This is a genomic window from Kitasatospora saccharophila (assembly GCF_039529925.1).
GTDB classification, from domain to species: domain Bacteria; phylum Actinomycetota; class Actinomycetes; order Streptomycetales; family Streptomycetaceae; genus Kitasatospora; species Kitasatospora saccharophila.
Map to the genome: position 1 here is coordinate 143,990 of NZ_BAAANS010000008.1, position 25,301 is coordinate 169,290.

Annotated in this window: 23 protein-coding genes and 1 pseudogene; 12 read left to right on the plus strand and 12 right to left on the minus strand. The window is 75.1% G+C overall.

Going from position 1 to position 25,301, the window contains the following annotated elements:
* Positions 1–70: 70 nt before the first annotated feature.
* The gene (gene bcp / locus ABD345_RS08380) at positions 71–544 is read right to left on the minus strand and encodes a thioredoxin-dependent thiol peroxidase (RefSeq protein WP_344551287.1); all 474 of its coding nucleotides are present in this window, start codon (positions 542–544) and stop codon (positions 71–73) included.
* A 151-nt stretch (positions 545–695) separates the two neighbouring features.
* On the opposite strand from bcp, the gene ABD345_RS08385 reads away from it, so the two are divergent.
* The 10 genes from ABD345_RS08385 (at position 696) to ABD345_RS08430 (ending at position 10,598) form a co-directional block, all read left to right on the plus strand.
* A complete protein-coding gene (locus tag ABD345_RS08385; RefSeq protein WP_344551289.1) occupies positions 696–1,034 on the plus strand; it encodes a DUF3618 domain-containing protein in 339 nt (112 codons plus the stop codon).
* Between the two features lie 167 nt (positions 1,035–1,201).
* On the plus strand, positions 1,202–1,504 hold the full coding sequence (locus ABD345_RS08390; protein WP_344551332.1) for a GroES family chaperonin: 303 nt from the start codon (positions 1,202–1,204) through the stop codon (positions 1,502–1,504).
* Positions 1,505–1,719: 215 nt separating this feature from the next.
* Positions 1,720–2,526, plus strand: a complete 807-nt coding sequence (locus ABD345_RS08395) for an ABC transporter permease (RefSeq protein ID WP_344551291.1) — start codon at positions 1,720–1,722, stop codon at positions 2,524–2,526.
* Entirely contained in the window at positions 2,519–3,355 is an 837-nt protein-coding gene (locus ABD345_RS08400) for an ABC transporter permease (protein WP_344551296.1), read from the plus strand. Before ABD345_RS08395 ends, ABD345_RS08400 begins: the two co-directional genes overlap by 8 nt.
* Positions 3,356–3,368: 13 nt before the next feature.
* Positions 3,369–4,346, plus strand: a complete 978-nt coding sequence (locus ABD345_RS08405; RefSeq protein ID WP_344551298.1) for an ABC transporter ATP-binding protein — start codon at positions 3,369–3,371, stop codon at positions 4,344–4,346.
* 76 nt (positions 4,347–4,422) lie between these two features.
* Positions 4,423–5,643, plus strand: coding sequence for a glycosyltransferase family 2 protein (locus ABD345_RS08410; RefSeq protein WP_344551299.1), 1,221 nt, complete (start codon positions 4,423–4,425; stop codon positions 5,641–5,643).
* A 44-nt stretch (positions 5,644–5,687) separates the two neighbouring features.
* Complete coding sequence (locus ABD345_RS08415; RefSeq protein ID WP_344551333.1) at positions 5,688–6,977, plus strand: nucleotide sugar dehydrogenase; 1,290 nt, start codon at positions 5,688–5,690, stop codon at positions 6,975–6,977.
* 91 nt (positions 6,978–7,068) lie between these two features.
* Positions 7,069–8,355, plus strand: coding sequence for a DUF445 domain-containing protein (locus tag ABD345_RS08420; RefSeq protein WP_425556783.1), 1,287 nt, complete (start codon positions 7,069–7,071; stop codon positions 8,353–8,355).
* Positions 8,356–8,648: 293 nt separating this feature from the next.
* Complete coding sequence (locus ABD345_RS08425; protein WP_344551301.1) at positions 8,649–9,482, plus strand: hypothetical protein; 834 nt, start codon at positions 8,649–8,651, stop codon at positions 9,480–9,482.
* A 114-nt stretch (positions 9,483–9,596) separates the two neighbouring features.
* Positions 9,597–10,598, plus strand: coding sequence for an adenosine deaminase (locus tag ABD345_RS08430; protein WP_344551334.1), 1,002 nt, complete (start codon positions 9,597–9,599; stop codon positions 10,596–10,598).
* Here ABD345_RS08430 and yidC read toward each other — a convergent pair.
* The 6 genes from yidC to mycP form a co-directional block, all read right to left on the minus strand.
* Positions 10,568–11,275, minus strand: a complete 708-nt coding sequence (gene yidC, locus ABD345_RS08435) for a membrane protein insertase YidC (protein ID WP_344551302.1) — start codon at positions 11,273–11,275, stop codon at positions 10,568–10,570. The two genes, ABD345_RS08430 and yidC, sit on opposite strands and share 31 nt — an antisense overlap.
* A gap of 235 nt (positions 11,276–11,510) precedes the next feature.
* Positions 11,511–11,792, minus strand: coding sequence for a DUF6412 domain-containing protein (locus ABD345_RS08440; protein ID WP_344551303.1), 282 nt, complete (start codon positions 11,790–11,792; stop codon positions 11,511–11,513).
* 617 nt (positions 11,793–12,409) lie between these two features.
* Entirely contained in the window at positions 12,410–13,483 is a 1,074-nt protein-coding gene (locus ABD345_RS08445) for a Gfo/Idh/MocA family oxidoreductase (protein WP_344551304.1), read from the minus strand.
* Between the two features lie 67 nt (positions 13,484–13,550).
* Positions 13,551–13,823: a hypothetical protein gene (locus ABD345_RS08450; protein WP_344551305.1), complete on the minus strand. Its 273-nt coding sequence runs from the start codon at positions 13,821–13,823 to the stop codon at positions 13,551–13,553.
* 250 nt (positions 13,824–14,073) lie between these two features.
* The gene (locus ABD345_RS08455) at positions 14,074–14,853 is read right to left on the minus strand and encodes an HAD-IIA family hydrolase (protein ID WP_344551306.1); all 780 of its coding nucleotides are present in this window, start codon (positions 14,851–14,853) and stop codon (positions 14,074–14,076) included.
* Between the two features lie 234 nt (positions 14,854–15,087).
* Positions 15,088–16,662: a type VII secretion-associated serine protease mycosin gene (gene mycP / locus ABD345_RS08460; RefSeq protein ID WP_344551307.1), complete on the minus strand. Its 1,575-nt coding sequence runs from the start codon at positions 16,660–16,662 to the stop codon at positions 15,088–15,090.
* A gap of 480 nt (positions 16,663–17,142) precedes the next feature.
* Here mycP and ABD345_RS08465 point away from each other — a divergent pair, with 480 nt between their 5' ends.
* On the plus strand, positions 17,143–17,853 hold the full coding sequence (locus ABD345_RS08465; protein ID WP_344551308.1) for a uracil-DNA glycosylase: 711 nt from the start codon (positions 17,143–17,145) through the stop codon (positions 17,851–17,853).
* Between the two features lie 37 nt (positions 17,854–17,890).
* On the opposite strand, the pseudogene ABD345_RS08470 reads toward ABD345_RS08465, so the two are convergent.
* The 3 genes and pseudogenes from ABD345_RS08470 to ABD345_RS08480 all read right to left on the minus strand — a co-directional run.
* A pseudogene (locus tag ABD345_RS08470) lies at positions 17,891–18,085 on the minus strand (CoA-transferase); the annotation flags it as partial.
* A gap of 485 nt (positions 18,086–18,570) precedes the next feature.
* Entirely contained in the window at positions 18,571–19,821 is a 1,251-nt protein-coding gene (locus ABD345_RS08475) for a polysaccharide deacetylase family protein (protein ID WP_344551309.1), read from the minus strand.
* A gap of 255 nt (positions 19,822–20,076) precedes the next feature.
* The gene (locus tag ABD345_RS08480; protein WP_344551310.1) at positions 20,077–20,691 is read right to left on the minus strand and encodes a VTT domain-containing protein; all 615 of its coding nucleotides are present in this window, start codon (positions 20,689–20,691) and stop codon (positions 20,077–20,079) included.
* Between the two features lie 482 nt (positions 20,692–21,173).
* Between ABD345_RS08480 and ABD345_RS08485 the strand changes: the two genes are divergently transcribed.
* A complete protein-coding gene (locus ABD345_RS08485; protein ID WP_344551311.1) occupies positions 21,174–22,271 on the plus strand; it encodes an LLM class flavin-dependent oxidoreductase in 1,098 nt (365 codons plus the stop codon).
* Here ABD345_RS08485 and ABD345_RS08490 read toward each other — a convergent pair.
* Together ABD345_RS08490 and ABD345_RS08495 are read right to left on the minus strand one after the other, a co-directional pair.
* Entirely contained in the window at positions 22,255–23,235 is a 981-nt protein-coding gene (locus ABD345_RS08490) for a phosphotransferase family protein (protein ID WP_344551312.1), read from the minus strand. The genes ABD345_RS08485 and ABD345_RS08490 overlap by 17 nt on opposite strands.
* A 36-nt stretch (positions 23,236–23,271) precedes the next feature.
* Complete coding sequence (locus tag ABD345_RS08495; protein WP_344551313.1) at positions 23,272–25,155, minus strand: putative bifunctional diguanylate cyclase/phosphodiesterase; 1,884 nt, start codon at positions 25,153–25,155, stop codon at positions 23,272–23,274.
* Positions 25,156–25,301: the final 146 nt, after the last annotated feature.

Here is a 25,301-nt window from a genome sequence, read left to right on the forward strand (position 1 = left end):
CCATGAACGGCGGTGGCGGTCGACCCGGTCGGGGGGTCGGCCGCCACCGCTCCTTTGCGCACCCGCCGGGCTACTGGCCGACCTTGAGGTCCTTCAGCAGCTTGGCGACGTGGCCGGTGGCCCGGACGTTGTAGAGCGCCCGCTCCACCCGGCCCCGCTCGTCCACCACGATCGTCGAGCGGATCACGCCCTGGTAGGTGCGGCCGTAGTTGACCTTCTCGCCGTACGCGCCGTACGCCTCCAGCACCCGGTGCTCCGGGTCGGACAGCAGGGTCACCTTCAGGTCCTCGGCCTCGCGGAACTTCCCGAGCTTCTCCGGCTTGTCCGGCGAGATGCCGATCACGTCGTACCCGGCGCCCGCGAACACCTCCAGGTTGTCGGTGAAGTCGCACGCCTGCTTCGTGCAGCCCGGGGTGAGCGCCGCCGGGTAGAAGTAGACGATCACCCTGCGGCCGAGGTGGTCGGCCAGCGACACCTCCTTGCCGTCGGCGTCGGGCAGGGTGAAGGCGGGGGCGGTGTCGCCGGGCTGCAGGCGCTCGCTCACGATCGGGGCTCTCCTCGGGAGTGGACGGGTGGTCGTGCTGCTGGTTCAACCTACTCCCGTTGGTGGGTGGCGCTGCGCGCGTGCGGCGGCGAGCTGACAGACTGTCCGAGGAGAAGCAGTACCTAGCGGTAACAGAGATGGGGTGGCCCCAGTGGCATCGAGCAAGGACACGTCGGCACCGCGGACGACCGCCCAGATCGAGGCGGACATCGCCGGGAGCAGGGACCGGCTCGCCGCGACCCTCGACGAACTCGCCATGCGCGTCCACCCGGCCACCGTCGCCGCGCAGACCAAGGCCAAGGTCCGGGCCGCGGTCGAGCAGAAGGCCGGGCGGGCGTACGTCGCCGCGAGCGGGGCCGTCGAGCAGGCCCGGTCGAAGTTCGTGGACGAGGAGGGGCGGCTGCGCGCCGAGCGGGTGGTGCCGGCCGCGCTGGTCGGCGTCGGCGTGGTGCTGCTGATCGCCTCGGCCCGGCGGCGGCGCAAGGGCTGACGGCACCTCGCGGCGGGGCCCCGGGCAGGTGCCCGGGGCCCCGCCGCCGTTCCCCGGTCCGGTACGGTCGGGGCGTGAGCGAGAACGACACCCAGAACACGGCCGCCGGCCCCGAGGACGACCGGCACGGGCGGCACGACCGGCTCGGCGAGAAGCTGCCGATCCGGATGCTGCACGACCGGGTGCTGGTGCGGACCGAGAGCGGCGAGGGCGAGCGGCGCTCCACCGGCGGCATCCTGATCCCGGCCACCGCCGAACTGTCGCGGCGCTGCGCGTGGGCCGAGGCGGTGGCCGTCGGCCAGAGCGTCCGGTCCGTCGAACCCGGCGACCGGGTGCTGTACGACCCGGAGGACAAGCTGGAGGTCGAGGTGCGCGGCGCCACCTACGTACTGCTGCGCGAGCGCGACCTGCACGCGGTGGCGGCGGGGCGCTTCGGCGACCTGGAGGGGTCGACGGGCCTGTACCTGTAGGACGACCAGCGGTACGGAACGACGAGAGGGCGCCCGCGGCGGGCCGGTGCACGCCGCAGGCGCCCTCGTCCGTGCCGCACGCGCCCGCTGCCGTGCCTCGGGCGCTCTCGTCCGTGCCTCGGGCGCCGTCGGAAATCAGGTGCGGGCGGGCGGGGGGCGGGCATAGCTTGGTGGGTCGCGTCCACGTGCGGGTGATTGTCGACAAGGAGACAAGTATGCGCGGAGCGGTCTACTTACCGGTGGCCCGGGGGGCGTTCCGGCGCTACTCGACGTACCGGGCGGCGACGCTGGCCGGGACGGTCACCAACACCGTGTTCGGGGTGATCCTGGCGTCCACCATGCTCGCGCTGTGGCGGGCCCGGCCCGGCCTCGGCGGGTACGACGCCGCGCAGGCGGTCACGTACGTCTGGATCAGCCAGGGGCTCCTGGTGACCGTCGCGGTCTGGGGCGGCGGCTTCCAGGACGAGCTGCAGGCCCGCTTCCGCAGCGGGGACATCGCGGTCGACCTGTACCGGCCGGTGGACTTCCAGGGCTGGTGGCTGGCCACCGACCTGGGCCGGGCCGGCTACCAGCTGCTGACCCGGGGCGCGCTGCCGATGCTGGCGGGCGCGGCGCTGTTCGACCTGACCCTGCCGGCCGACCCGCTGGTGTGGGCCGAGTTCCTGCTCGCGGTGGCGCTGGCGGTGCTGGTCAGCTTCGGGCTGCGCTTCCTGGCCACGCTGACCGGCTTCTGGCTGCACGAGTCCGAGGGGGTGCGGGCCGCGATGACGGTGGTGTCGATGTTCTTCTCCGGGATGCTCCTCCCGCTGGCGCTCTTCCCCGGCCTGCTCGGCGAGCTGGCCCGGGTGCTGCCGTTCTCGGCCATGGTGCAGCTGCCCTCCGACGTGCTGCTGCAACGCCGCACCGGCACCGCCCTGTTCGGCCTGTACGGGTTCCAACTCGCCTGGGGCGCCGCCCTGCTGGCCCTCGGCCGGGTCGGGCAGGCGCTCGCGGTGCGCCGGGTGGTGGTCCAGGGTGGCTGAACCCGTCCGGGGCGCGGCGGCGCGCGCGGGCTGGGCGGTGCGCTCCTGGTGGCTGATCACCGGGATGTGGATCCGCTCCACGATGGCCTACCGGGCCTCGTTCGCGCTCTCGCTGGCCGCCAACACGCTGATCACCTTCCTCGACTTCGCGGTGCTGCTGCTGATGTTCGCCCACACCAGGCAGCTGGCCGGCTGGACCCTCGCCGAGACCGGGTTCCTGTACGCCACCTCCTCGGTCGCGCTCGGCGCCGCCAACGTCCTGGTCGGCTCGGTCGGCGGGCTGGGGGAGCGGGTGCGCTCCGGCAGCCTGGACACCATGCTGATCCGGCCCGCCCCCGCGCTGGCCCAGCTCGCCGCCGAACGCTTCTCGCTGCGCCGCCTGGGCCGGCTGCTGCAGGCCTTCGCGGTGCTCGGCTGGTCGCTCACCGCGCTGGACGTGCACTGGACCTGGGACCGCGTCCTGATGGTGCCCGTGCTGCTGCTCTGCGGCACCGTCATCTTCTGCGCGCTGTTCGTCGGCTGCTCCTGCGTGCAGTTCTGGTGGGGCGAGGCCGCCGAACTGCAGAACGCCGTCACCTACGGCGGCGCCACCGTCCTGCAGTACCCGCCCACCGTGTTCGCCAGGGAACTCGTCGCGGGCACCGTCTTCGGCGTGCCGCTGGCCTTCGTCAACTGGCTGCCCGCGCTGCACGTCCTGGGCCGGCCCGACCCGCTCGGGCTGCCCGTCGCCTTCCGGTTCGCCTCGCCGCTGGCCGCCGCGCTGTGCGTGCTGGCGGCCGGGCTCGCCTGGCGGACCGGGCTGCGCGCCTACCGCTCCACCGGAAACTGAGGGAAGGGGAACCATGGCCGTGATCGAGGTCGAGGACGTCCGGCGGAGCTTCACCGTCCGCACCAAGGAGGGCCGCTGGCGCCGCGGGAAGCGCGAGGTGCGGGCCGTCGACGGGCTGACCTTCGCCGTCGAGGAGGGCGAGTGCGTCGGCTACATCGGGCCCAACGGCGCCGGGAAGTCCACCACCGTCAAGATGCTCACCGGCATCCTGGTGCCCAGCGGCGGCCGGCTGCGGGTGGCCGGCGTCGACCCGGCCGCCCGGCGGGCCGAACTCGCCCGCCGGATCGGCGTGGTGTTCGGCCAGCGCACCACCCTGTGGTGGGACCTGCCGCTGCGCGACAGCTACGAACTGGCCCGGCGGATCTACCGGATCCCCGACGCCCGCTACCGGGCCAACCTCGACCGGTGCGTCGAACTCCTGGGCCTCGCCGACCTGCTGGACACCCCCGTGCGGCAGCTCTCGCTCGGCCAGCGGATGCGCGGCGACCTGGCCGCCGCCCTGCTGCACGACCCCAGCGTGCTGTACCTGGACGAGCCCACCATCGGACTGGACACCGTCAGCAAGGCGAAGGTCCGCGAGTTCCTGCGCGAGACCAACCGGGAGCGGCGCACCACCGTGCTGCTCACCACCCACGACCTCACCGACATCGAGCAGCTGTGCGGCCGGGTGATGGTGATCGACCACGGCCGGCTCGTCCTGGACGGCCCGCTGGAGCGGCTGCACGAGATCGGCGGCAGCGAACGCACCCTGGTGGTCGACCTCGCCGAGGCGCACCCGCCGATCGACCTGCCCGGCGTCCGGGTCGTCCGCACCGAGGGCCCGCGCCAGTGGCTGGCCTTCCCGGCCAAGCGGAGCGCCGCCCCGATCGTCGCCGCCGTCGCCGAGCGCTACCCGCTGGTCGACCTGTCGGTGCGCGAACCCGCGATCGAGGACGTCATCGCCCGGATCTACGCCGGCAGCGGCACGGCCACCGCCGCGCCGGTGGCCTGACCCGCCCCGGCCGGCCCGCCTTCACTCGTTCGAGTCAGCACGGTGACCAGTCGGCCGGTACGGGAGTTGACACCTCGTGACCGAGCACGTACCGGACGTCAGCGTGGTGATCGCCGTCCACGACACCATGCCCTACCTCACCGCCTGCCTGGACTCGCTGGTGGGCCAGAGCATCGGGCACCGGCGGATGGAAGTGGTCGCCGTCGACGACGGCTCCAGCGACGGCAGCACCGAGGAGCTGGCCCGCTACGCCGCCGCCCACCCCGGGCTGTTCCGCACCCTGCGGCAGCCCGCGTCCGGGGGCCCCGCCAAGCCCACCAACCGCGGCACCGAACTCGCCCGCGGCCGCTACCTGCTCTACCTCGGGGCCGACGACTGGCTCGGGTCCGAGGCGCTGGAGCGGATGGTCGACGCCGCCGACCGCTGGGACTCCGACGTGCTGATCCCCAAGCAGGTCGGCGAGCACGGCCGGATCGTCCCGCAGGGCATCTTCGACCGGACCGCCGAGCGGGTCGGCTTCACCGACTCCGCGCTGGCCTGGGCGCTCGGCGACACCAAGCTGTTCCGCCGCGACCTGGTCACCAACCACGGCCTGCGCCGCCGCGAGGACCTGGTCATCCACTCCGACCAGCCGTTCACCCTGGGCGCCCTGCTGCACGCCCGCAAGGTCTCCGTCCTCGCCGACTACGACTACTACCACCTGGTGCTGCGCCGGGACCGCTCCAACGTCACCCACCGGGCCGGGCCGATGGACCGGCTGCGCGGCTTCACCGCCGCCCACGAGGTGCTCGACCGGTCCACCCTGCCCGGCCCCGCCCGGGACGCCGTCCGGGCCCGCTACTTCAGCTGGGACGTCCCGCAACTGCTCCAGGCCCCCTTCCTGGACGAGCCGCCCGCCATGCAGCGGCGGATCGTCCAGGAGATCGGCCGGTTCACCGAACGGCACTGCTCGCCCGCCGTGTTCCGCACCCTGCCGGTCCCCGCCCGGCTGCGGCTCGCGCTGGCCCGGCGCGGCGAACTGCTCGCCCTGTGCGACCTGATCGCCTGGGAGCAGGACCACGGCGAGGCCGCCCCCGTCCGGCGCGGCGCCAAGCTCTACGCCGCCTACCCGATGTTCCGCGACCGGCGGCTCGGCCTGCCCGACGCCCTGTTCGAGACCGGCCGCGCCCCCGGCCCGGACGGCTGGCGCCGCCTGGTGCCCGCACCGCTGCGCCGCGCCCGGTGGGCCGTCAAGCGCGCGCTGCGCCGGGCCCGGCGGCACGGCCTGGCCGCCGCCCTGAAGGGGACCGCCCGGTGAGCCCCGAACGGGAGCCGGACGTCCGAGGGTCGGACGTCCGCGTGCTGGACGTCTGCGTGGTGGGCCTCGGCAAGATCGGCCTGCCGCTGGCCGTCCAGTACGCCGGCCGGGGCCACCTGGTCACCGGCGCGGACATCGCCCCCGGCACGGTCGCCGCCGTCAACGCCGGACGGCCGCCCTTCCCGCGCGAGGCCCACCTCGCCGAGCGGCTCGCCGGGGCCGTCGCCGCCGGACGGCTGCGCGCCACCACCGACACCGCCGCCGCCACCGCCGGGGCCGACGCCGTGGTGATCGTCGTCCCGCTGGTCACCGGCCCCGACGGCACCCCGGACTTCGGGCTGCTGGACGCCGCCACCGACGCCGTCGCCGCCGGACTGCGCCCCGGCACCCTGGTCAGCTACGAGACCACCCTGCCGGTGGGCACCGTGCGCGGCCGCTTCGCCCAGCGGCTGGAGGCCGGCTCCGGGCTGGCCGCCGGACGGGACTTCGCGCTGGTGTTCAGCCCCGAACGGGTCCGCACCGGGCGGGTCTTCGCCGACCTGCGGCGCTACCCCAAGCTGGTCGGCGGCATCGACGGGGACTCCACCCGGCGCGGCGCCGAGTTCTACCGGGCGGTGCTCGACTTCGACCCGCGCCCCGACCTGCCGCGCGGCAACGGCGTGTGGGAGCTGTCGAGCGCGGAGGCCGCCGAGTTCGCCAAGCTCGCCGAGACCACCTACCGGGACGTCAACATCGCGCTGGTCAACCAGTTCGCCCGGTACGCGGACCGGGTCGGCGTCGACCTCGCCGAGGTGATCGACGCCTGCAACTCCCAGCCCTACAGCCACCTGCACCGCCCCGGCATCGCGGTCGGCGGCCACTGCATCCCGGTCTACCCCCGGCTCTACCTGTGGAACGACCCGGACGCCACCGTGGTGCGCGCCGCCCGCGAGGCCAACGAGCGGGTCCCGGCGTACGCGGTCGGGCTGCTGGAGGGCGCGCTCGGCCCGCTGGAGGGCGTCGCCGTGACGGTGCTCGGCGCCGCCTACCGGGGCGGGGTCAAGGAGACCGCCTACTCCGGGGTGTTCCCGCTGGTCGAGGCGCTGCGCGCGGCCGGGGCCGAGGTCGGCGTCAGCGACCCGCTCTACCCCCCGGACGAACTGGCCGCGCTCGGCCTGCCGCCCGACCAGGGCAAGCCCGCCGCCGCGCTGGTCGTCCAGGCCGACCACCCCGAGTACCGGGACCTCGGCGCGGCCGACTTCCCCGGCGTCCGGGTGCTGCTCGACGGGCGCCGGGTCACCGACCCGGCCCGCTGGGAGGGCGTGCGGCGGATCGTGCTCGGCGGGGGCGGCTGAGGCGCCGACCGGGCGGGTCCGCGGGGGCGCCGGGCGGACGGATTCGCGGGGTGGCGGCCGTTTCGCCCGCCCGGTGTGCCAGGCTGACGGGGTGAGCACGGACCAGACGGCCCCAGGAGTCAGCTTCACCGCCGCCGACGAGGAGAAGCGGCGCGGTGTGCGGAAGATGAAGAGCGTGGCGACCGGGCTGCTCGCCCTGGCCACGCTGGTGTTCGCCCTCGCCACCTGGGCGAAGGCGTCCGGCGCGGGCGCCTGGGCCGGGTACGTCGCGGCCGCCGCCGAGGCCGGCATGGTCGGCGCGCTCGCCGACTGGTTCGCCGTCACCGCGCTGTTCCGCCGCCCGTTCGGGCTGCCGATCCCGCACACCGCGATCATCCCGACCAAGAAGGACGCCTTCGGCCGCTCGCTCGGCGACTTCGTCGGCGACAACTTCCTGTCCGCCCCGGTGGTCCGGGCCCGGCTGGGCCGGATCGGGGTGGCCCGGCGGCTCGGCGAGTGGCTCTCCGCGCCCGGCAGCGCCGAACGCGTCACCCGGGAGGCCGCCGCCGCGCTGCGCGGCCTGCTCGCGGTGCTCCGCGACGAGGACGTGCAGGCCGTGGTCGCCGAGGCGGTCACCCGGCGGGCCGCCGCCACCTCGGTCGCCGAACCCGCCGGACGGCTGCTCGGCAAGATCGTCGCGGACGGCGGGCACAAGGGCCTGGTCGACCTGGTCGCGGTGCGCGGCCACGACTGGCTGGTCGAGCACCACGGCGAGGTGGTCGCCCGGGTCACCGCCAAGACCCCCGGCTGGACGCCCAAGTTCCTCGACCAGCAGGTCGGCGAACGCGTCTACAAGGAACTGCTGCGCTTCGTCACCGACGTCCGCGACGACCCGGTCCACCCCGCCCGCGGCGCCCTCGACAACTTCCTCGCCGACTTCGCCCAGGAACTCCAGCACGACCCCGCCACCATCGACCGGGTCGAGCGGGCCAAGGCCGACCTGCTGGCCCGTCCCGAGGTGCAGGACCTGATCGCCTCCTCCTGGGCGGCCGTCCGCGCCCTGGTGCTCAACGCCGCCGAGGACGAGGACAGCGAACTGCGCCGCCGCCTCACCGAGGGGCTGCGCGCCCTCGGCCGGCGGCTGGCCACCGACGCGAAGCTCCAGGCGAAGACCGACGGCTGGCTGCTGGACGCCGCCGAGTACGTGGTCTCCACCTACCGGGAGGAGATCACCTCGCTGATCTCCGAGACCGTGGCGGGCTGGGACGCCGCCGACGCCTCCCGCAAGATCGAGGCCAACGTCGGCCGCGACCTGCAGTTCATCCGGATCAACGGCACGGTGGTGGGCGCGCTGGCGGGCCTGCTCATCCACACCGTCAGCACGGCCCTGGGCGGCTGACCGGACCCCGGCCCGGCCCGGCGTCCCCCTCCCGGCGGCAAATTCCGGGTAAAAACTGGCGCCCGCCCGCCGGGTCCGTCCGCCGGGCCGGGGCGGGGGCGCCGACACGGCGCTGACCTGCGGATCCCGGCGGCGGCGCACGGTCGTGACGGGCCGTCAGGACGGGCGACGGGAGCCGGTCCGGGCTGATTCGTCCTGGTGCGGGTACGCCCGGCCGCCTGGACTAGGGTGGGCGACCGATCGGCGTGGCCAGGGGGGTCGAACGCCTGTTTTCCACGGGGGAGTTGACGGACATGACGGTGCGTGCGCGAAAGACCGCTCTGCGGATCGCGGCACTGGGGGCGGCCGCGCTGGTGCTGACGGCCTGCAACGACGACGGGTCCTCGTCCGACCCGGGGCTCTCCGGCGCGTCCGCGCCGCACAGCGCGGCGGCGAGCCCGACCGCGCACGCCAGCCCGACCGGCAAGGGCAAGCTCAAGGAGCCGGAGAAGAACAGCAAGTCCGGCGCGGCGGCGGGCGGGACCAAGGCGGGCGACGCCAAGGCGGCGCAGGCGAAGACGGACCAGCTGGCACTCACCGCCGAAGAATGGGACAACGCCTACGTCAGCAGCGGCGAGGACAACGCCAGCACGGACAACTTCGTGATGAGCGCGTCCTGCGAGTGGGGGTCGGACGGGACCCAGGTCAAGGGCCTGAGCGCCGCGACCTGGCGCTACGTGCAGCAGGACCACGAGAGCGACTCGACGTACGCGATCACCACCGCCGAGCAGTTCACCGCCGCCGCCGACGCGCACCGGGAGATCCAGAAGTTCCGGGACAACGACAAGCGCTGCCCGGACTACAAGGACGCCGACACCGACAGCGGGGCCGGCACCCAGTACAGCGGCGTGCACGCGGGCACGGCGCCCGCGGTGCCCGGCGCCGACGAGGTGTACGTCGAGGAGGGCAAGAACAAGTGGGCCTACGAGGACGGGACGTGGAGCGACTCGCGTGACTTCGTCTACCTGATGGCGCGCAAGGGCACCGTCGTGGTGATGGTGTACATGGACGTCGACCCGCACTTCAACGCCCGGACCAGCAAGGACCAGGCGCGGGACGCCCTGGCGACGCTCGCCACCAAGTGGTGACGGGCCGGGCCGGGCGCGCGGGTTAGCATGCGAGGTCTGTCCGGGTCCGGGTGAAGTAGACGGGAGCGTGCCGTGGTCGAGGGTGTCCAGGGGATCGAGGCGTTCATCGCCGGAATGCCGAAGGCGGAGCTGCACGTGCACCACGTGGGGTCGGCCTCGCCGCGGGTGGTGGCCGAGCTGGCGGCGCGGCACGCCGGTCGCAGCAGGGTCCCGGTGGACCCGCAGGCGCTCGCCGAGTACTTCACCTTCACCGACTTCGCGCACTTCATCGAGGTGTACCTGAGCGTCGTCGACCTGATCCGGGACGCCGAGGACGTCCGGGCGCTGACCTACGGCGTCGCGCAGGACATGGCCCGGCAGAACATCCGGTACGCCGAGCTGACCGTCACCCCGTACTCGTCGGTCAGCCGGGGCATCCCCGACGTCGCCTTCATGGAGGCGATCGAGGACGCCCGGCTGTCCGCCGAGAAGGACCTCGGCATCGTGCTGCGCTGGTGCTTCGACATCCCCGGCGAGGCCGGGCTGGCCTCCGCCGAGGAGACCGCCCGGCTCGCCCTGGACCTGGCCCCCGAGGGGCTGGTCTCGTTCGGGCTCGGTGGCCCCGAGATCGGGGTGCCGCGCCCGCAGTTCAAGCCGTACTTCGACCGGGCCCGGGCGGCCGGACTGCACAGCGTGCCGCACGCGGGCGAGTCGACCGGCCCCGAGACGGTGTGGGACGCGATCCGGGTGCTCGGCGCGGAGCGGATCGGCCACGGCACCCAGTCGGTCAAGGACCCGGCCCTGGTCGACCACCTCGGCGAGCACCGGATCCCGCTGGAGGTCTGCCCGACCTCCAACCTGGCGACCCGGGTGGTCGAGCGGATCGAGGACCACCCCCTCCGGCAGATGGTCGACGCCGGCCTGCTGGTCACCATCAACAGCGACGACCCGCCGATGTTCGGCACCGACCTGAACACCGAGTACGCGGTCGCCGCGAAGCTGCTCGACCTGGACGAGGCCGGGGTCGCGGCGCTGGCCCGGAACGCCGTCGAGGCGTCCTTCCTGGACGCGGCGGGCAAGCGCCGGCTGACCGGCGAGATCGACGCTCACCTGGCGGCCTGGCGGCCCACCGCCTGAGCACCGGCCGCGGCGGCGGCCGGGCGGTGCAGGTACCACCGCTCGGCCGCCGTCCAGGCCGTGGAGGCCAGCAGGTACAGCTGCCCGGCCAGCGGCAGCAGCAGGGCGAACAGCGGGGTGCCGAAGGCCAGCCAGCGCAGCGGCCCGGCGGCTGGCGTGCCGGCGGCGGGCGTGCCCGCGCCCTGCGCGCGGCGGACGTTGAACCAGGCCAGCGCGAGCAGCGCCGCCTCCAGGACGGCGAACACCGCGAACTGCGCCGGGGTGCGGGCCGCCGCGGGGTGGGTGGCGAGCGGGACGCCCGCGAGGGTCGCGTCCAGCAGGTGGCCCGGGGCGCTGGTGAACAGGCGGTACATCACCGAGAAGAACGGCGCCTGCAGCAGCGCGGGCAGCAGCCCGGCGAACGGGCCGGTGCCCGCGGCGCGCTGCAGCGCCAGCAGTTCGCGGTTCAGCCGGGCCGGGTCCTTCGCGTGCCGCTCGCGCAGCCGCGCGACCTGCGGCGCGATCCGGGCCCGGGCCCGTTCGGCCCGGGCCGCGGAACGGGCCAGCGGGTGCAGGGCGGCCCGGACGGCCAGGGTGAACAGGACGATCGCCACCGCGGTGGGCACGGCGGTGGCGAGGGCCGCGACGGCGGCGTGGGCGAGGCGGACGGCGGGGTCGAGGACGCTCAGGACGGACACGGCGGGCTCTCCGGGAGTCGGCGGGGCAGGGCGACGGTGCTCGGAGGGCGGACGCGCGGAGGGGGCGTCCCGGCCCGGTGGGGCGGGGACGGCGGACGGTCGCTCGCGCAGCTCCCCGCGCCCCTGACGGGGACGGCGGGAACGGCGGACTCCCGGCCCCGGTCCGGGGAGCGCGGGGCTCCCGGTTCCGGCGGGGCCGGGGAGGTTCGCGGGACTGCGGAGGCGGACGGGCCCCTCAGGCGGCCGCGGGCAGCCGTCCCGGGGCGCGGGGGCGGGCGCGGCCCGGGGCGTCCGGGTCGCGCGGGCGCAGGTAGGCGGTCCGGTAGGCGCGGCGGCGCAGGACGCCCGCGTGGACGGCCGCCGGGGTGCGGGCACCGGAACGGCGGGCCGCGGTGAGCGTGCCGGCGACGGCGGCGGCGAACAGCAGCAGCGCGGCCGTGGTCAGCGCACCCGGGCCGGTCAGCAGGTCGCCGGTGAGGACCTGGAACAGCGCGAGGAGGAGCGGCGCGACGGGCACGGGGCGGGCCTCCTCGGGGCGGGGTGTTCGGATCCGGCGGTACGACAACGGCCGGACGGGGCCGGGTGGTTCCCGGGGGGCGGGTCGGTGGGTGCGGCGACGGCGGGGCGGGAGCCGGTGGTTACCGGTGCCCGGGGCGGGGACGTGTCAACGTCGGTGCGGGGCGGGGTGGTTGCCGGTGCTTGGGGCGAGTGGGACGCCGACGTCGGTGCGGAGGAAGGTGGTTGCCGGTGCCCGGGGCTGGGTCGTGCCAATGTTGGTGCGGGGCCGGGTGGTTCCGGGGGTGCGGGTCGGTGGGTGCGGCGACGGCGGGGCGGGAGGCGGTGGTTGCCGGTGCCCGGGGTGGGGGCGTGTCAACGTCGGTGCGGGGCCGGGTGGTTCCCGGTGCCTGGGGTGGGTGGGACGCCAACGGGGCTGTGGACAAGGGGTGTTCGCGGTGCCGGGGCCGGATGGTGTGCCAACGGCCGTGCTGCGGCGGGTGTTCACCGCTGTCCGGGGCGAGCGGTGCGTCAATGCCGGTGTCGGCAAGGGCGGTTCGCGGTGCCCGGACCGGGGGTGTGCCGACGGCGGGGCGGGAGCCGGTGGTTACCGGCGTCCGGCCCCGCCGTCGGCGGGTTTCAGGGGAGGCGGACCACGGAGGCCGTCGCGGCGGAGGCGCGGGCGGCCTCCAGGACGGCCAGGGTGGCGACGGCGTCGCGCGGGTCGACCGGGGGCGGGGTGCGGTCGGCCAGCGAGGCGGCGATGCCCGCGTAGTAGGCGGGGTAGTCGCCGGGGTCGGTGGTGACCGGTTCGGCGTCGCCGTCGCTGCCGAGCAGGCCGTACGCGGCCGGGTCGTCGTCGCCCCAGTGGCTCTCCGGTCCGCCCGGGCGGCGGCCGGCCCGCAGGTCGGCCTCCTGCGGGTCCATGCCGAACTTGACGTAGCCGGCGCTGTCGCCGAGGACGCGCAGGCGGGGCCCGGCGAGCGGGGCCAGGGCGCTGGTCCACAGCTGGGAGCGGACGCCGCCGGTGTGGGTGAGGGCGAGGAAGGCGTCGTCGTCGACCACCGCGCCGTCGCGGCGCACGTCGATCTCCGCGTACACCGTCTCGACCGGGCCGAACAGGGTGAGCGCCTGGTCGACCAGGTGGCTGCCGAGGTCGTACAGGGTGCCGCCGACCTCGGCCGGGTCGGCGAGCTCGCGCCAGCCCGGCTTCGGCTTCGGGCGGAAGCGCTCGAAGCGGGACTCGAAGCGGTGCACCCGGCCGAGCCGGCCCTCCTCGATCAGCCGGCGGGCGGTCAGGAAGTCGCCGTCCCAGCGGCGGTTCTGGAACACCGACAGCAGCAGGCCGGACTTCTCGGCGAACTCGCACAGGTCGCGGGCCTCGGCGCTGGTCGCGGCGAGCGGCTTGTCGACCACGGTGGACAGGCCCGCCAGCAGGGCGGTGCGGGCGAGCGGGACGTGGGTGCGGTTGGGGGAGGCGATCACCACCAGGTCGAACCGGTCGGCGTCCTCGAACAGCTGCTCGGGGGTGTCGAGGGCGCGGGCGCCGGGGTGGTCGCGGTGCAACTGGGCGCGGCGGTCGGGGTTGGCGGTGACCACCGCGTCCAGCTGGAGTCCGGGGGTGGTGGCGATCAGCGGGGCGTGGAAGGCGGAACCTGCCAGGCCGTAGCCGATCAGGCCGACGCGGAACGGGGCGGAGGGCGTGCTGCTCATGCCCTCAACTCAACCACCCCGGTCCGCCGGAGCGACGGAGGCCACCCGGTCCGCGAGCCCCGGCCGGTCAGCCGTCGTCCCCGGGGCGGTGCCGGCGCAGCACCGCGCAGGCCGCACCGCCCAGCAGCAGCACCGAGCCCAGCGACAGCAGCACGCCGTCGGTGGTCGCGTCGCCGGTCCGGGCCAGTTCGGAGGAGGACGGCGCGGGCACGGGCGGGGCGGTGGGCGATCCGGACGGGGCCGGGGGCGGGGCGTCGGCGGCGGCGGGCAGCGCGGCCGGGCCGCCGAGCAGGGCGGCGGCGGCCAGCAGGGGCAGGGCGGTGCGGCGGACGGAGGCCATCGAGGGGCTCCCTTGCGTCGTGCGGAGAGAGGGTGTGTCCGGGACGCTAGCCACTCGGAGCGGCCGATCTGACGGTACGTCAGGGTAGTTACGGGCGGCTTAAGGCCGTGTTGAGGAGCCCCGGACCGGGGGCGACGGTCCGGGGCCGGGCGGTCACGCCCGGTTCGCGGACGGGGCGGCGCCGGCGCCCGCGGCCCGGCACGGCGAGGGCCCCCGGCGCGGCGCGCCGGGGGCCCTGCGGGGAGCGGGGTCAGACCAGTTCGACCAGGTCGGCGATCGAGTCGACCACCTGGGTCGGCCGGTACGGGAAGCGGTCGACCTCGGCCGCCTGGGTCAGGCCGGTCAGCACCAGGAAGGTCGACATGCCGGCCTCCATGCCGGAGACGATGTCGGTGTCCATCCGGTCGCCGATCATCGCGCTGTTCTCCGAGTGCGCGCCGATCGCGTTCAGGCCCGCGCGCATCATCAGCGGGTTCGGCTTGCCGACGAAGTACGGCTCCACGCCGGTCGCCTTGGTGATCAGCGCGGCCACCGCGCCGGTCGCGGGCAGCGCGCCCTCGGCGGACGGGCCGGTCTCGTCCGGGTTGGTGGCGATGAACCGGGCGCCGTCGTTGATCAGGCGGACGGCCTTGGTCATCGCCTCGAAGGAGTACGTCCGGGTCTCGCCCAGCACGACGAAGTCCGGGGCGGTGTCGGTCAGCACGTAGCCGACGTCGTGCAGCGCGGTGGTCAGGCCGGCCTCGCCGATCACGTACGCGGTGCCGCCCGGGCGCTGGTCGTCGAGGAACTTCGCGGTGGCCAGCGCGGAGGTCCAGATGTGCTCGGCGGGCACGTCCAGGCCCATCCGGGCCAGGCGGGCGTGCAGGTCGCGCTGGGTGTAGATCGAGTTGTTGGTGAGCACGAGGAAGGGCTTCCCGGACTCACGCAGCCGCTTGATGAAGGCATCGGCCCCGGGGATCGGCACGCCCTCGTGGATGAGGACTCCGTCCATGTCGGTCAGCCAGGTCTCGATGGGCTTGCGGTCTGCCACGTGGGTGTCTCCTTGGTCTTGCACAGGTCGAACGATCTTCGTGATCGCTCCGACCGGACACCACTGGCCGGTCGGGCGCCACAGGCTGCCCCAACGCCGTCAGCCTAGTCGTCCGGGCCGGGCGGACACAGGGGCGTCCGGCGCCGGTGACCGCCCGCCGCCCGCCCGCCCGGACGCCGACGGCGGGCGGCCCGGGACGCCCCGCGCCGCCCGCCGCCCGGACCGGCCCCGCCGTCAGCCCCCGTACGGGCCCCCGCCCGGCGGCTGCTGCGGCGGCTGCGGGGGCTGTACGTAGGGCACGGGCGGTTGCTGCGGGGGCTGCTGTTGCTGCGGCGGCTGCCCGTACGGCGCGGGCGGCTGCTGCGGCAGCGGGGCGTACGGCGCGGTCGGGGCGTACGGCGCGGTCGGGGCGTACGGCGCGGTCGGGGCCGCGTACGGCTGCGGCTGCGGTGCGCCGTACCCGGGCTGGGTTCCGTACGGCGGCGGCGTCCCGAAGGGCGGCGGCTGCGTCCCGTACGGGGGCTGCGGCGCGCCGTACGGCTGCGGGCCGTCCGGCAGCAGCGGTTCGGCGTCGGGGCGGCGCCTGCGGCGGACCAGCAGGACCACCACCACCGCCAGCACCAGGAGGACCGCCACCACGCCGCCGATGACCAGCGGCAGGCTCCCCGGGCCGGACGAGGACTTCTGCGGCGCGGCCGACGGCTCCGGGGCCGCGCCGGGCGAGGCGCTCGCCGCACCGCCGGGGCTCTGGGCGTCCGCGTCGGGGGAGGCGGACGGCGAGGTGGCCACGGTGGGCAGCGGGTTGACGTCCGCCGGGCCGGGGTCGCCGGGGGCGGTCAGCGCGACCTGGGGCCGGACCACGCCGTAGCCGAGGTACTCGTTGCGGTGCTGCGGGTCGCTGGCGGTGTTGATCAGCACCCGCAGCACCTGGTGGGCCGTCCAGTCGGGGTGCGCCGACCAGAGCAGCGCGGCGGAGGCGGAGACCAGCGCGGTGGAGTCGGAGGTGCCGTTGCCCTTGCAGTACCCGGACGGGCCGGTGCACGCGCCGTAGATGTCGGTGGCCGGGGCGGCCAGCACCACCTGCTGGCCGTGCTGCGACTCCTCCCAGAACTTCCCGTCCCGGTCGCTGCCGGACACGCCGACGACGCCGGGCAGGGCGGCCGGGTAGACCAGGGCGTTGCCCTGCTTGCCCTCGTTGCCGACCGAGGCGACCACCAGGGCGCCGCGCTCGATGGCGTGGTTGACGGCCGCCTGGAGCCGGCTGCGGTTGGCGGGGGTGAGCACGTTGGTGCCCTGCGAGACGTTGACGATCTTGGCGCCGTTGTCGGCCGCGTAGACGATGCCCCGGGACAGCTGGTCCACGTACTGGTCCTGGGTCATCGCGGGGTTCATGTCGGAGGTGGTGTTCTTGACCGGGAGGATCTTGACCCCGGGCGCCAGGCCGTAGGCCCCCTTGCCGTTCAGACCCTTGCCGGTGCCGGCGATGTCGCTGGCCGTGTGGGTGCCGTGGCCGATCGGGTCGGACAGCACGCCGCCGGGCAGCCCGCTCAGGTCGGTGCCGGGCAGCAACTGGCCGGCCAGGTCGGGGGCGTCGGCCTGCACCCCGCTGTCGACCAGGCCCACGACGATGCCCTGGCCGGTGCTGGTCTTCCAGATCTCCTCGGCCTGCATGGCGTCCAGGAACCACTCCTGCGCGCGGATCGAGCTCTCCGCCGCCGCGGGCCCCGCCGCCCAGCCCCACAGGACGGCGCCGACCGCCGCCGCGACGGCGAGTCGCCGCCCCCGCCCGGCCCTGCCCAATCGCCGCATCACGCTCTCCTCCGTGCTCGTGTCGCGTCCACCAGGGCCTTCCCGGCACGCGGTGCGGCCCGGCCGGGGAGCAGCCGCCCCGCGGCGGGCCTTCGAACGGACCGTCACTCGATCGCGTCCGGGCCGACCGGCCGGAGCCCCGGCCCGGTCGGGCGTCAACTGCCGCCGGGAGCCCGCCCCCTGACGGCGGCCGCGGCCGCGCTGCCGCCACCGCCCCCGTCCGTGGACGCTCCGAGCAGCGCCGTTCCCCGCCCCGTGGGCCGCGGACGTCCGCTCCCCCCGGGGCCCCGCTCCGGCCCCGCCCAAAGATAGCGGCCCGGCAGGACGCCCGGCAGGGGTGCTCCGCGCCCCCGCCGCCGACGGGCCGGGCGGGCTGTCGGCCCGACTGTGTAGCGTTCACCGCGGCGGGTCCGGGACGGGCCCGCGCAACGGGACGAGCGAGAGCGGCCGCCGTGCGGCGCGGCCGGTGGGAGGTACAACGTGACGGAGCTGGCCGAGACGTCCACGGGCGGCGCGCCGGAACTGCCCGGGTCCTGGCGGGCGGTGCTCGCCGAGGAGACCGGCAAGCCCTACTACGCGCAGCTGACGGAGTTCCTGGCCGCCGAGCGCGCCGAGCACGAGGTGTTCCCGCCCGCCGGGCAGGAGTTCTCCGCGCTGGAGGCCACGCCGTACGAGGACGTCAAGGTGCTGATCCTCGGCCAGGACCCGTACCACGACAACGGCCAGGCGCACGGCATGAGCTTCTCGGTGCTTCCGGGCGTGAAGACCCCGCCGTCGCTGCGCAACATCTACAAGGAGCTCGGCACCGACCTCGGCCTGACCGTGCCCGACAACGGGTACCTGATGCCGTGGGCCGAGCAGGGCGTGCTGCTGCTCAACGCGGTGCTCACGGTGCGCGCGCACGAGGCCAACTCGCACAAGAACAAGGGCTGGGAGAAGTTCACCGACGCGGTGATCAAGGCGGTCAGCGCCCGCGAGGAGCCCTGCGTGTTCGTGCTGTGGGGCGGCTACGCGAAGAAGAAGCTGCCGCTGATCGACACCGAGCGGCACGTGGTGGTGCAGGGCGCGCACCCCTCGCCGCTGTCCGCGAAGCTGTTCCTCGGCAGCAAGCCGTTCTCGCAGATCAACGCGGCGCTGGAGGGCTTCGGCCAGAAGCCGATCGACTGGCAGATCCCGAACATCAAGGGCTGAGCACCACGCGCCGAGGGGCCCGGCCGTCGAACGGCCGGGCCCCTCGGGCCCGTTCGGGGCCGGTGCCCGGGACGCCGTTCTCGGAGTGCGGCACGACGTGGACGCCGGGCGGCAGCCGGCCGGGGACCAGGGTGGGCAGGCCGATGCCGAGGTTGACGTACTGGCCGTCGCGCAGTTCGCGGGCGGCCCGGGCGGCGAGCGCCGCGCGCGGGTCGGGGGCGGCGGCGGTCACCGGGACTCCTCCGGGGCGGCGGCGGGGAAGACGCAGGTGCCGTGCCGGTCGGCGACCTCGGCGTCGCCTTTACCAGGGGAGGGGCTGACTGCCGCACCACCCTCCCGCAGGCCCCGGGGCTTTCCATGGCGGACGGCACCACCGGGCGGGCCCGTTCGGTGTGCCCGCCGCACACTCCCGGCCGCGCGCCGCCGGCTGCGCGAAGGCCGGCACGGCCGGCGGCGGCGAAGGCCGCGCTCCCGACCGAGAGGGTGCCGGGCACCAGCCACTGCTCGATCATCTGGTCGGAGCGCCTGGCGGCGGCACTCGCCTGAGGAAAACAGGGGCCCGGGGAACGGCGGGTCGATGCTGCTGACGGCCGGAGCCCGTCGGAGGTCCGTGCTGCTGCGTGTGGTGAACGGAACCGGAAGCCGATGCGCGCTCCGGCAGTGCACCGCTCGCAGACCGGGCCTCGCCGTTCCCCGAGCCCCTGGCGGTGCTCTCCGCTACGCGCCCAGGAACGCCTGCCAGCCGTCCTTCGGGGCCTGGCCGACGTTGAGGGTGCGGAGCTTGCGGAGGGTGGACTGGTCCTGGGCCTCCAGCCAGTCGACCAGCTGCTTGAAGGAGACCAGGCGGACGTCGGGCTTGTCGGCGATCTGCTTGAGGGTCTCCTCGACGGCGTCCATGTAGATGCCGCCGTTCCACTGCTCGAAGTGGTTGCCGACGAAGAACGGGGCCCGGTTGGTGGTGTAGGCGCGGTTGAAGCCGGCCAGGTACGCGTCGCGGGCCTGGTCGCGCCACTGGCCGTACTTGCCGGGGTCGCCCTTGGTGGAGCCGCCGGACTGGTTGGCGAGGATGTTGTAGTCCATCGACAGGACCTGGAAGCTGTGGCCGGGGAAGGGGATGCCCTGGAGCGGGAAGTCCCAGATCTTGCCGTCCTGGACCTTCTGCGGCCAGATCTGCAGGCCGCCGGGGGAGCTGGCGTCGTACTTCCAGCCGAGCTTCGCGGCGGTCGGCAGCAGGGCCTTCTGGCCCTCCAGGCAGGGGGTGCGGCCGCCGATCAGTTCCTTCTTGTAGTCGAAGGGCAGCGGGTCGACGTCGGTGAAGCCGGTGTTGGTGCGCCACTCGGTGACGAAGGAGACCGCCTGCTGGATCTCGCTCTCCCAGTCCTCCGGGCTCCACTTGTTGACGCCGTTGTGGTCGGAGCGGGTGGAGCAGAAGTGCCCGTTGAAGTGGGTGCCGATCTCGTGGCCGGAGAGCCACGCCTGGCTGATCAGCTTGATGGTGTTGCGGACGGCGTTGTCGGACAGGAAGGGGATGTCCGAGGCGCCGGCCGGGTGCTGCGGCGGGTGGTAGAGGGAGGACTTCTCCTTCGGCAGGGTGTAGATGCCGGAGAGGAAGAAGGTCATGCTCGCCTTGTGCTCGTCGGCGAGCTTGAGGAAGCGGCTGAACTGGCCGTCGTCGGTGGCGCCGGCGCCGTCCCAGGAGAAGACCACGAACTGGGGCGGCGCCTCGCCGGGCTTGAGCTTCTCGACGGCGGGCTGGCGCGGCTGGGTCCCGGTGTCGGCGGTGGAGCCGTCGCCGAGCGGGGTCGCCTTCACCGGGGGCTGCGGCGAACCGGAGCCGCCGCCGGCCGACCGGGCGTCCGAGCCGGGGCGGTTCGCGGAGCCGCCCCCGCTGGAACAGGCCGCGACGGCGCCGAGGGCCGCCGTCGCCGCGGTGGCGGTCAGCACTGTCCTGCGCGAGATGGTGCTCATGGTCTCCCCTGCCACGGTGGGCGCGATACAGAAGGAACTCCGGGTGCCGACGCGCGGTCCCGGAGGTCAACTTCTGGCAAAATCGGACAATTTGACGGTATCGCCATCGCAAGGATGGCACGCCCGAGGGGGCCGGTCCAACGCCGTCCGCCCTCAACCGGTCATCACGCGGTAAAGCTTCGGTCGGCTCCCGGGGAGGGGGTCTTGTTGCCGTCCTGAGACAGAGAACGCCGAGGTCGCGGAGGCGGCCCCCGGTCAGTCGCCCTCGACCAGCACGGCCAGCCGGCGGCGGCGCCGGACCAGCTGCACCACGGCGGAGCTGATCGCGGTGGCGGCCAGGCAGGAGATGGCCAGGCTCAGCCAGGCGGTGTCGAACCAGTGCTGGTTGAGCCAGCCCAGCGAGACGATGTAGGCCGCCCACACCACGGCGGCCACCGCCGACCAGCGCAGGAAGGTCCACGGCCGGTGGTGGGTGGAGTGGCCGACCGCCAGGTCCAGCACCGTCCGTCCGGCCGGGACGAAGCGGGCGATGATCACGATCGCCGCGGCGGCCCGGCTGGTGTGGCGGCCGGTCAGGGCCCGCTGCACCCGCTCGACGCTCTCGGCCAGCCGGGGGCGGCGGGCCAGTCGGCGGTGCACGGCGGGCGCGCCGCGCCGGGCCAGGTTGAGCAGCAGCAGGTCGCCCAGGAAGGAGGCGACGGCGACCCCGGCGGCGAGCAGCAGCGGCGAGCCGCCGACCTGCCCGGTCTTCAGCACGGCCAGGATCACCAGCGTCCCGCTGGGCAGGAAGGGCAGGAAGGCGTCGCCGAGGACCGCGGCCAGTGCCAGCGCGCAGTACCAGGCCGGCCCGATGACGGCGTTCGGATCCACGGTGTCTCTCCCTCCAGCACGCCCGGGGGGAGCAGCTGCAACGGGGGACAACGCTAGCGCGGGCAAAGTTCATGCCATGAAGCACCCCCGTGTGGCATACCGCACACGGCCCGCGGGCACGGCGAGAGCCCCCGGAGCGGGGTAATGCTCCGGGGGCCCGTGGGATCGAACGACGCTGGTCGAGCCCGCCGATCTGTCGCTGGTGCGCGGAGCCGGTACGTGTTCCGCGCTGATCACCAGACTGCCCCATCCCCGGCCGCGCTTCGACCATCGGACCTGGCGACTTCTCGCTGTGGCGTGAAGTCGCCACGCAGCGTGGCCTACTGGCGGCCCGTCAGCGCGGCCCCGGCGGGTCGCGGCCCGCGGGGCGGTCGGCCGGGCCGATGGCCGGGCGGACGGGCGGCGGGAACAGGTCGGCCGGTGCGGGGGTTGTCCTCCCACGAACGCCCGGCACCCGGCCGGGCAGCAGGAGGACGCACCGCATGAGCACCGCACCGGAGCCGACCGCCCCCGAAACCGTCCCGGGCAGCGCCCCCGACGCCGTCCGCGGCCGGGCCGCGGGCCGCGCCCCCGCCCCGCTGTCCATCCTGGACCTGGCCACCGTCGGCGCCGGCCACACCGCGGGCGAGGCGCTCGCCGCCACCACCGAGCTGGCCCGGGCCGCCGAGGGCTGGGGCTACCACCGGTTCTGGGTGGCCGAGCACCACGGCATGCCCGGCGTCGCCTCCTCGGTGCCCGCCGTCCTGCTCGCCCACCTCGGCGCGCACACCACGACGCTGCGCCTCGGCTCCGGCGGGGTGATGCTGCCCAACCACGCCCCGCTGGCGATCGCCGAGCAGTTCGGCCTGCTGGAGGCGCTGCACCCGGGCCGGATCGACCTGGGCCTGGGCCGCGCCCCCGGCACCGACCAGGGCACCGCCCGGGCGCTGCGCCGCGGCCTGGCCGACGGCGCCGAGGACTTCCCGCGCCAGCTCGCCGAACTGCGGCACTTCCTGGACGGCGACTTCCCGCCCGGCCACCCGTACGCCCGGCTGGAGGCGGTGCCCCGCTCGGCCTCCCGCCCGCCGCTGTGGCTGCTCGGCTCCTCCGGCTTCAGCGCCCAGCTGGCCGCCCGGCTCGGCTACCCGTTCGCGTTCGCGCACCACTTCAGCGCCGCCAACACCGTCCCCGCGCTCGACCTGTACCGGGAGGGCTTCACCCCGTCCGAGGTGCTGGAGAAGCCGTACGCGCTGATCGGGGTCAGCGCGGTGGCCGCCGAGAGCCGGGAGCGGGCGCTGTGGCTGGCCCGGTCGGCGGCCCTGGGCATGCTGCGGCTGCGGCAGGGCCGCCCCGGGCCGATCCCGACGCCGGAGGAGGCCGCCTCGCACGCCTACACGCCCGCCGAGGAGGACTTCCTCGACTCCTGGCTGGCGAACGTGGTGCTCGGCACCCCGGCGGAGGTCGCCGAGGGCCTGGAGGCGCTGCGGCGGCGCACCGGGGCGGACGAGCTGATGGTCACCTCGCACATCCACGGGCACGAGAACCGGCTGGCGTCCTACGGCCTGATCGCCGAGGCGTACGGCCTCACGGCCGCGGGCTGAGCGCGTCCAGGACGGCGAGCTGCTCGGTGACCCGCTCGGCGGACCAGGTCCGCACCCAGTCGGCGAAGTCGCCGGTGTAGGCCCGGGGTGCGGACTCGATCCGCATGATCAGCGCCAGGTAGGTCCGGTACAGCGCGAGCCGGGCCCGCCCGGCGTCGTCCACCGCGAAGGCCGGGTCGACCGAGCGGTAGCCGGAGACGAAGTCCTCGTCCAGCTCGGCGGCGCCGAGCGGGTCCAGGCCGACCAGCTCGGCCAGCGGGTCGCCGAAGAAGGCCCGCTCGCCGTCGATCACCCCGGTCAGCTCCCAGGCGCCGTCCGGGCCGGGGGTGAGCAGCAGGTTGCCCTCCCAGGCGTCGAAGTGCACCAGGGCGGGGCGGCGGACCTCCGCCAGGGCGGCCGCGAAGCGCTCCGGCAGGGCGCGCAACTCCTCGACGGGGGCGGGCAGTTCGACGCCGTAGCGGTCGGCGTCGGCGAGCAGCGCGCCGAACATCGCGGCGAACGCGGCGGGCCAGTCGCCGGCCGACAGGCCCGGCTCGGCCTGCGGGTAGCCGTAGCGCTCCCCGGTGGCCCGGGCCACCCCGGCGGCCCAGGCGCCCAGCGAGCGGCGCAGCCGGGCCCGGTCGGCGTCGGTGAGCTGCTCGCGCAGGCTGTCCCAGGTGGTGCCCTCCACGTAGCCGAGCAGCAGCCACTCGCGGGTCCCGGCGTCCCCGTCCGGGTCGTGGTGCAGCACCTGCGGCACGGTCAGCCCGGCGTCCGCGGCCAGCGCGTGGAACAGCCGCTCGGTGCCCAGCAGTCCGCGCTCGTGCGCCAGGCCGGGCGTGCCGGGCGGCGGCGCGCACTTGAGCACCAGCCGCCGCCCGTCGGTGAGTTCGAGCATCCGGGCGGCGTTGTACAGGCCGCCCGACATCGAGACCTCGGAGACCACCTTCACCCCGTCGCCGAGCACCGCGTCCACGCGTTCCATCAGTCCTGATCCCCTCCGCACCGGAAAAGCCCGCGCCTACCGGCGCGGTTGATCACGGAGTATCGCGGCGATCACCTCGGGACCGCCAGGGCGGGCGTAGTACCAGCCCTGGGCGGTGTCGCAGCCGGTCTGCCGCAGCCGTTCGGCCTGGGCGGCGTTCTCGATGCCCTCGGCGGTCACGGTCAGGCCCAGGGCGTGCGCCAACTGCACCATCGCGCCGACGATCTGCTCGTCGGCGGCCCGGCGGCGGCCGTCCGCGCCCGGTGCGGACTCGCGGAACGCCTCGATGAAGGTGGCGTCCAGCTTGAGCGCGTGCACCGGCAGCCGGGACAGGTAGGCCAGGTTGGAGTAGCCGGTGCCGAAGTCGTCGATGGCGATCCGCACGCCCGTGTCGGCGAGCGCCTGCAGGGCCTGCAGCGGGCGGCCGCCGGGGCCGAGCAGCGCGCTCTCGGTGATCTCCAGCTGGAGCAGGTGCGCGGGCAGCCCGGTGCGGGCCAGCACGTCCGCGACGTCGGCGACCACGTCGGAGTCCCAGATCTGCCGGGGCGCCAGGTTCACGCTGACCAGCACCGGCTGCCCGGGGAACTCCGCCAGCCACTGCCGGGCCTGTCGGCAGGACTCCTCCAGCACCCACTTGCCCAGCTGGACGATCGCCCCGGACTCCTCGGCGAGCGGGATGAACCGGTTCGGCGGCAGCAGTCCGTACCGGGGGTGCCGCCAGCGCACCAGCGCCTCCGCGCCGCGCACCGCGCCGTCGGCCAGGCCGACCAGCGGCTGGTACTCGACGACGAACTCGCCGCGCTCCACGGCCGGGCGCAGCGCGGTGGCCAGCTCGTGCCGGGCCAGCTGGTCGGCGCCCCGGTCGCGGTCGTACAGCGTCCAGCGGGCGCGGCCGTCGGACTTCGACCAGTACAGCGTGGAATCGGCGTCGCGGACCAGGTCGGTGGGCGTGGAGCCGCGCACCGGGCGCTCCACCACGCCGATCGACGCGGTGACGGTCAGCCGGTGCCCGGCGACCTCGAAGGGCCGCTCCAGGGCGGCCATCAGGGCGGCGGCCAGCCGGGTCAGCTCCTGGTGCCCGGCGCTGCCGGTGACCAGCACGGCGAACTCGTCGCCGCCCAGCCGGGCCACCAACTGCCGCTGCTCGCGGGCGAAACCGTGCTCCAGCCGGGCGGCGACGGCCACCAGCAGCTGGTCGCCGACGTGGTGGCCGAGGGTCTCGTTGATGGCCGCGAAGCCGTCCAGGTCGACGTAGCACAGCCCGATCCGCTGCTCGCCGGCCGGCGGCACCGGGCCGTCCGGCCCGGCCGGCTTGAACGCGGCCTCCAGCCGCTCGTAGAACAGCGTCCGGTTGGGCAGCCGGGTCAGCGGGTCGTGGGTGGCCTGGTAGACCAGCCGGTCGCCGAGCTGCCGCCGCTCGGTGACGTCCTCGACCATGACCATCGTGTAGTAGGGGTCGCCGGAGCCGTCGCGGATCAGCGAGACGGTGACCCGGCCCCAGACCTCCCGCCCGCCGCGGTGCTTGAGCCGCTTCTCGGCCCGCATCCGGTCGCGCTCGCCGCGCACCAGTTCGCGGTAGCGGCGGCGGGACGGCTCCTCCGGGTCGATGATCTGGTGGATGTGCATGCCCGGGAGCTCGGCGGGCTCGCGGCCCAGCATCGCCGCGAACGCCGGGTTGCCCTCGATCACCAGGTCGTCGCGGTCGATCAGCGCCATGCCGATCCCGGCGTCGGAGAACGCGGCCCGGAACCGGGACTCGCTGGCCCGCAGGGCGGCGGCCAGCCGTTCGGCCTCGGTGTCCGGCGGGGCGCCGCAGACGGCGCACGGGGCGGGGTCGGCGGGTCCGGTTCCCGGGCGCGGCGCTTCGGGCCGCCCACCCCGATGGTGGTGTGCGTCGGCCCCGAGGTTCCGGCCCGGCACGGCACGCTCCCGTCCGCTGCTGCCACTGGTCGCACCGGCCGCCCCTCACGGACGGCGACCGGCCAGGCGGCCCCGCGCCCGCTCGGCGGCCCCGGCCGGTGGCCGGGGAGCAGTCGGCGGCCTCGGGCCACGTCCGCCGATCATAG

Excerpts from the sequence above, each read along its gene's own strand:
- ABD345_RS08475 (WP_344551309.1), bottom strand. The coding sequence starts at position 19,821 with ATGAGCACCATCTCGCGCAGGACAGTGCTGACCGCCACCGCGGCGACG.
- mycP (WP_344551307.1), bottom strand. The coding sequence starts at position 16,662 with ATGCGGCGATTGGGCAGGGCCGGGCGGGGGCGGCGACTCGCCGTCGCG.
- ABD345_RS08445 (WP_344551304.1), bottom strand. The coding sequence starts at position 13,483 with ATGAGCAGCACGCCCTCCGCCCCGTTCCGCGTCGGCCTGATCGGCTAC.
- ABD345_RS08390 (WP_344551332.1), top strand. The coding sequence starts at position 1,202 with ATGCTGCACGACCGGGTGCTGGTGCGGACCGAGAGCGGCGAGGGCGAG.
- ABD345_RS08490 (WP_344551312.1), bottom strand. The coding sequence starts at position 23,235 with ATGGAACGCGTGGACGCGGTGCTCGGCGACGGGGTGAAGGTGGTCTCC.
- ABD345_RS08485 (WP_344551311.1), top strand. The coding sequence starts at position 21,174 with ATGAGCACCGCACCGGAGCCGACCGCCCCCGAAACCGTCCCGGGCAGC.
- ABD345_RS08430 (WP_344551334.1), top strand. The coding sequence starts at position 9,597 with ATGCCGAAGGCGGAGCTGCACGTGCACCACGTGGGGTCGGCCTCGCCG.
- ABD345_RS08395 (WP_344551291.1), top strand. The coding sequence starts at position 1,720 with ATGCGCGGAGCGGTCTACTTACCGGTGGCCCGGGGGGCGTTCCGGCGC.
- ABD345_RS08450 (WP_344551305.1), bottom strand. The coding sequence starts at position 13,823 with ATGGCCTCCGTCCGCCGCACCGCCCTGCCCCTGCTGGCCGCCGCCGCC.
- ABD345_RS08425 (WP_344551301.1), top strand. The coding sequence starts at position 8,649 with ATGACGGTGCGTGCGCGAAAGACCGCTCTGCGGATCGCGGCACTGGGG.
- ABD345_RS08405 (WP_344551298.1), top strand. The coding sequence starts at position 3,369 with ATGGCCGTGATCGAGGTCGAGGACGTCCGGCGGAGCTTCACCGTCCGC.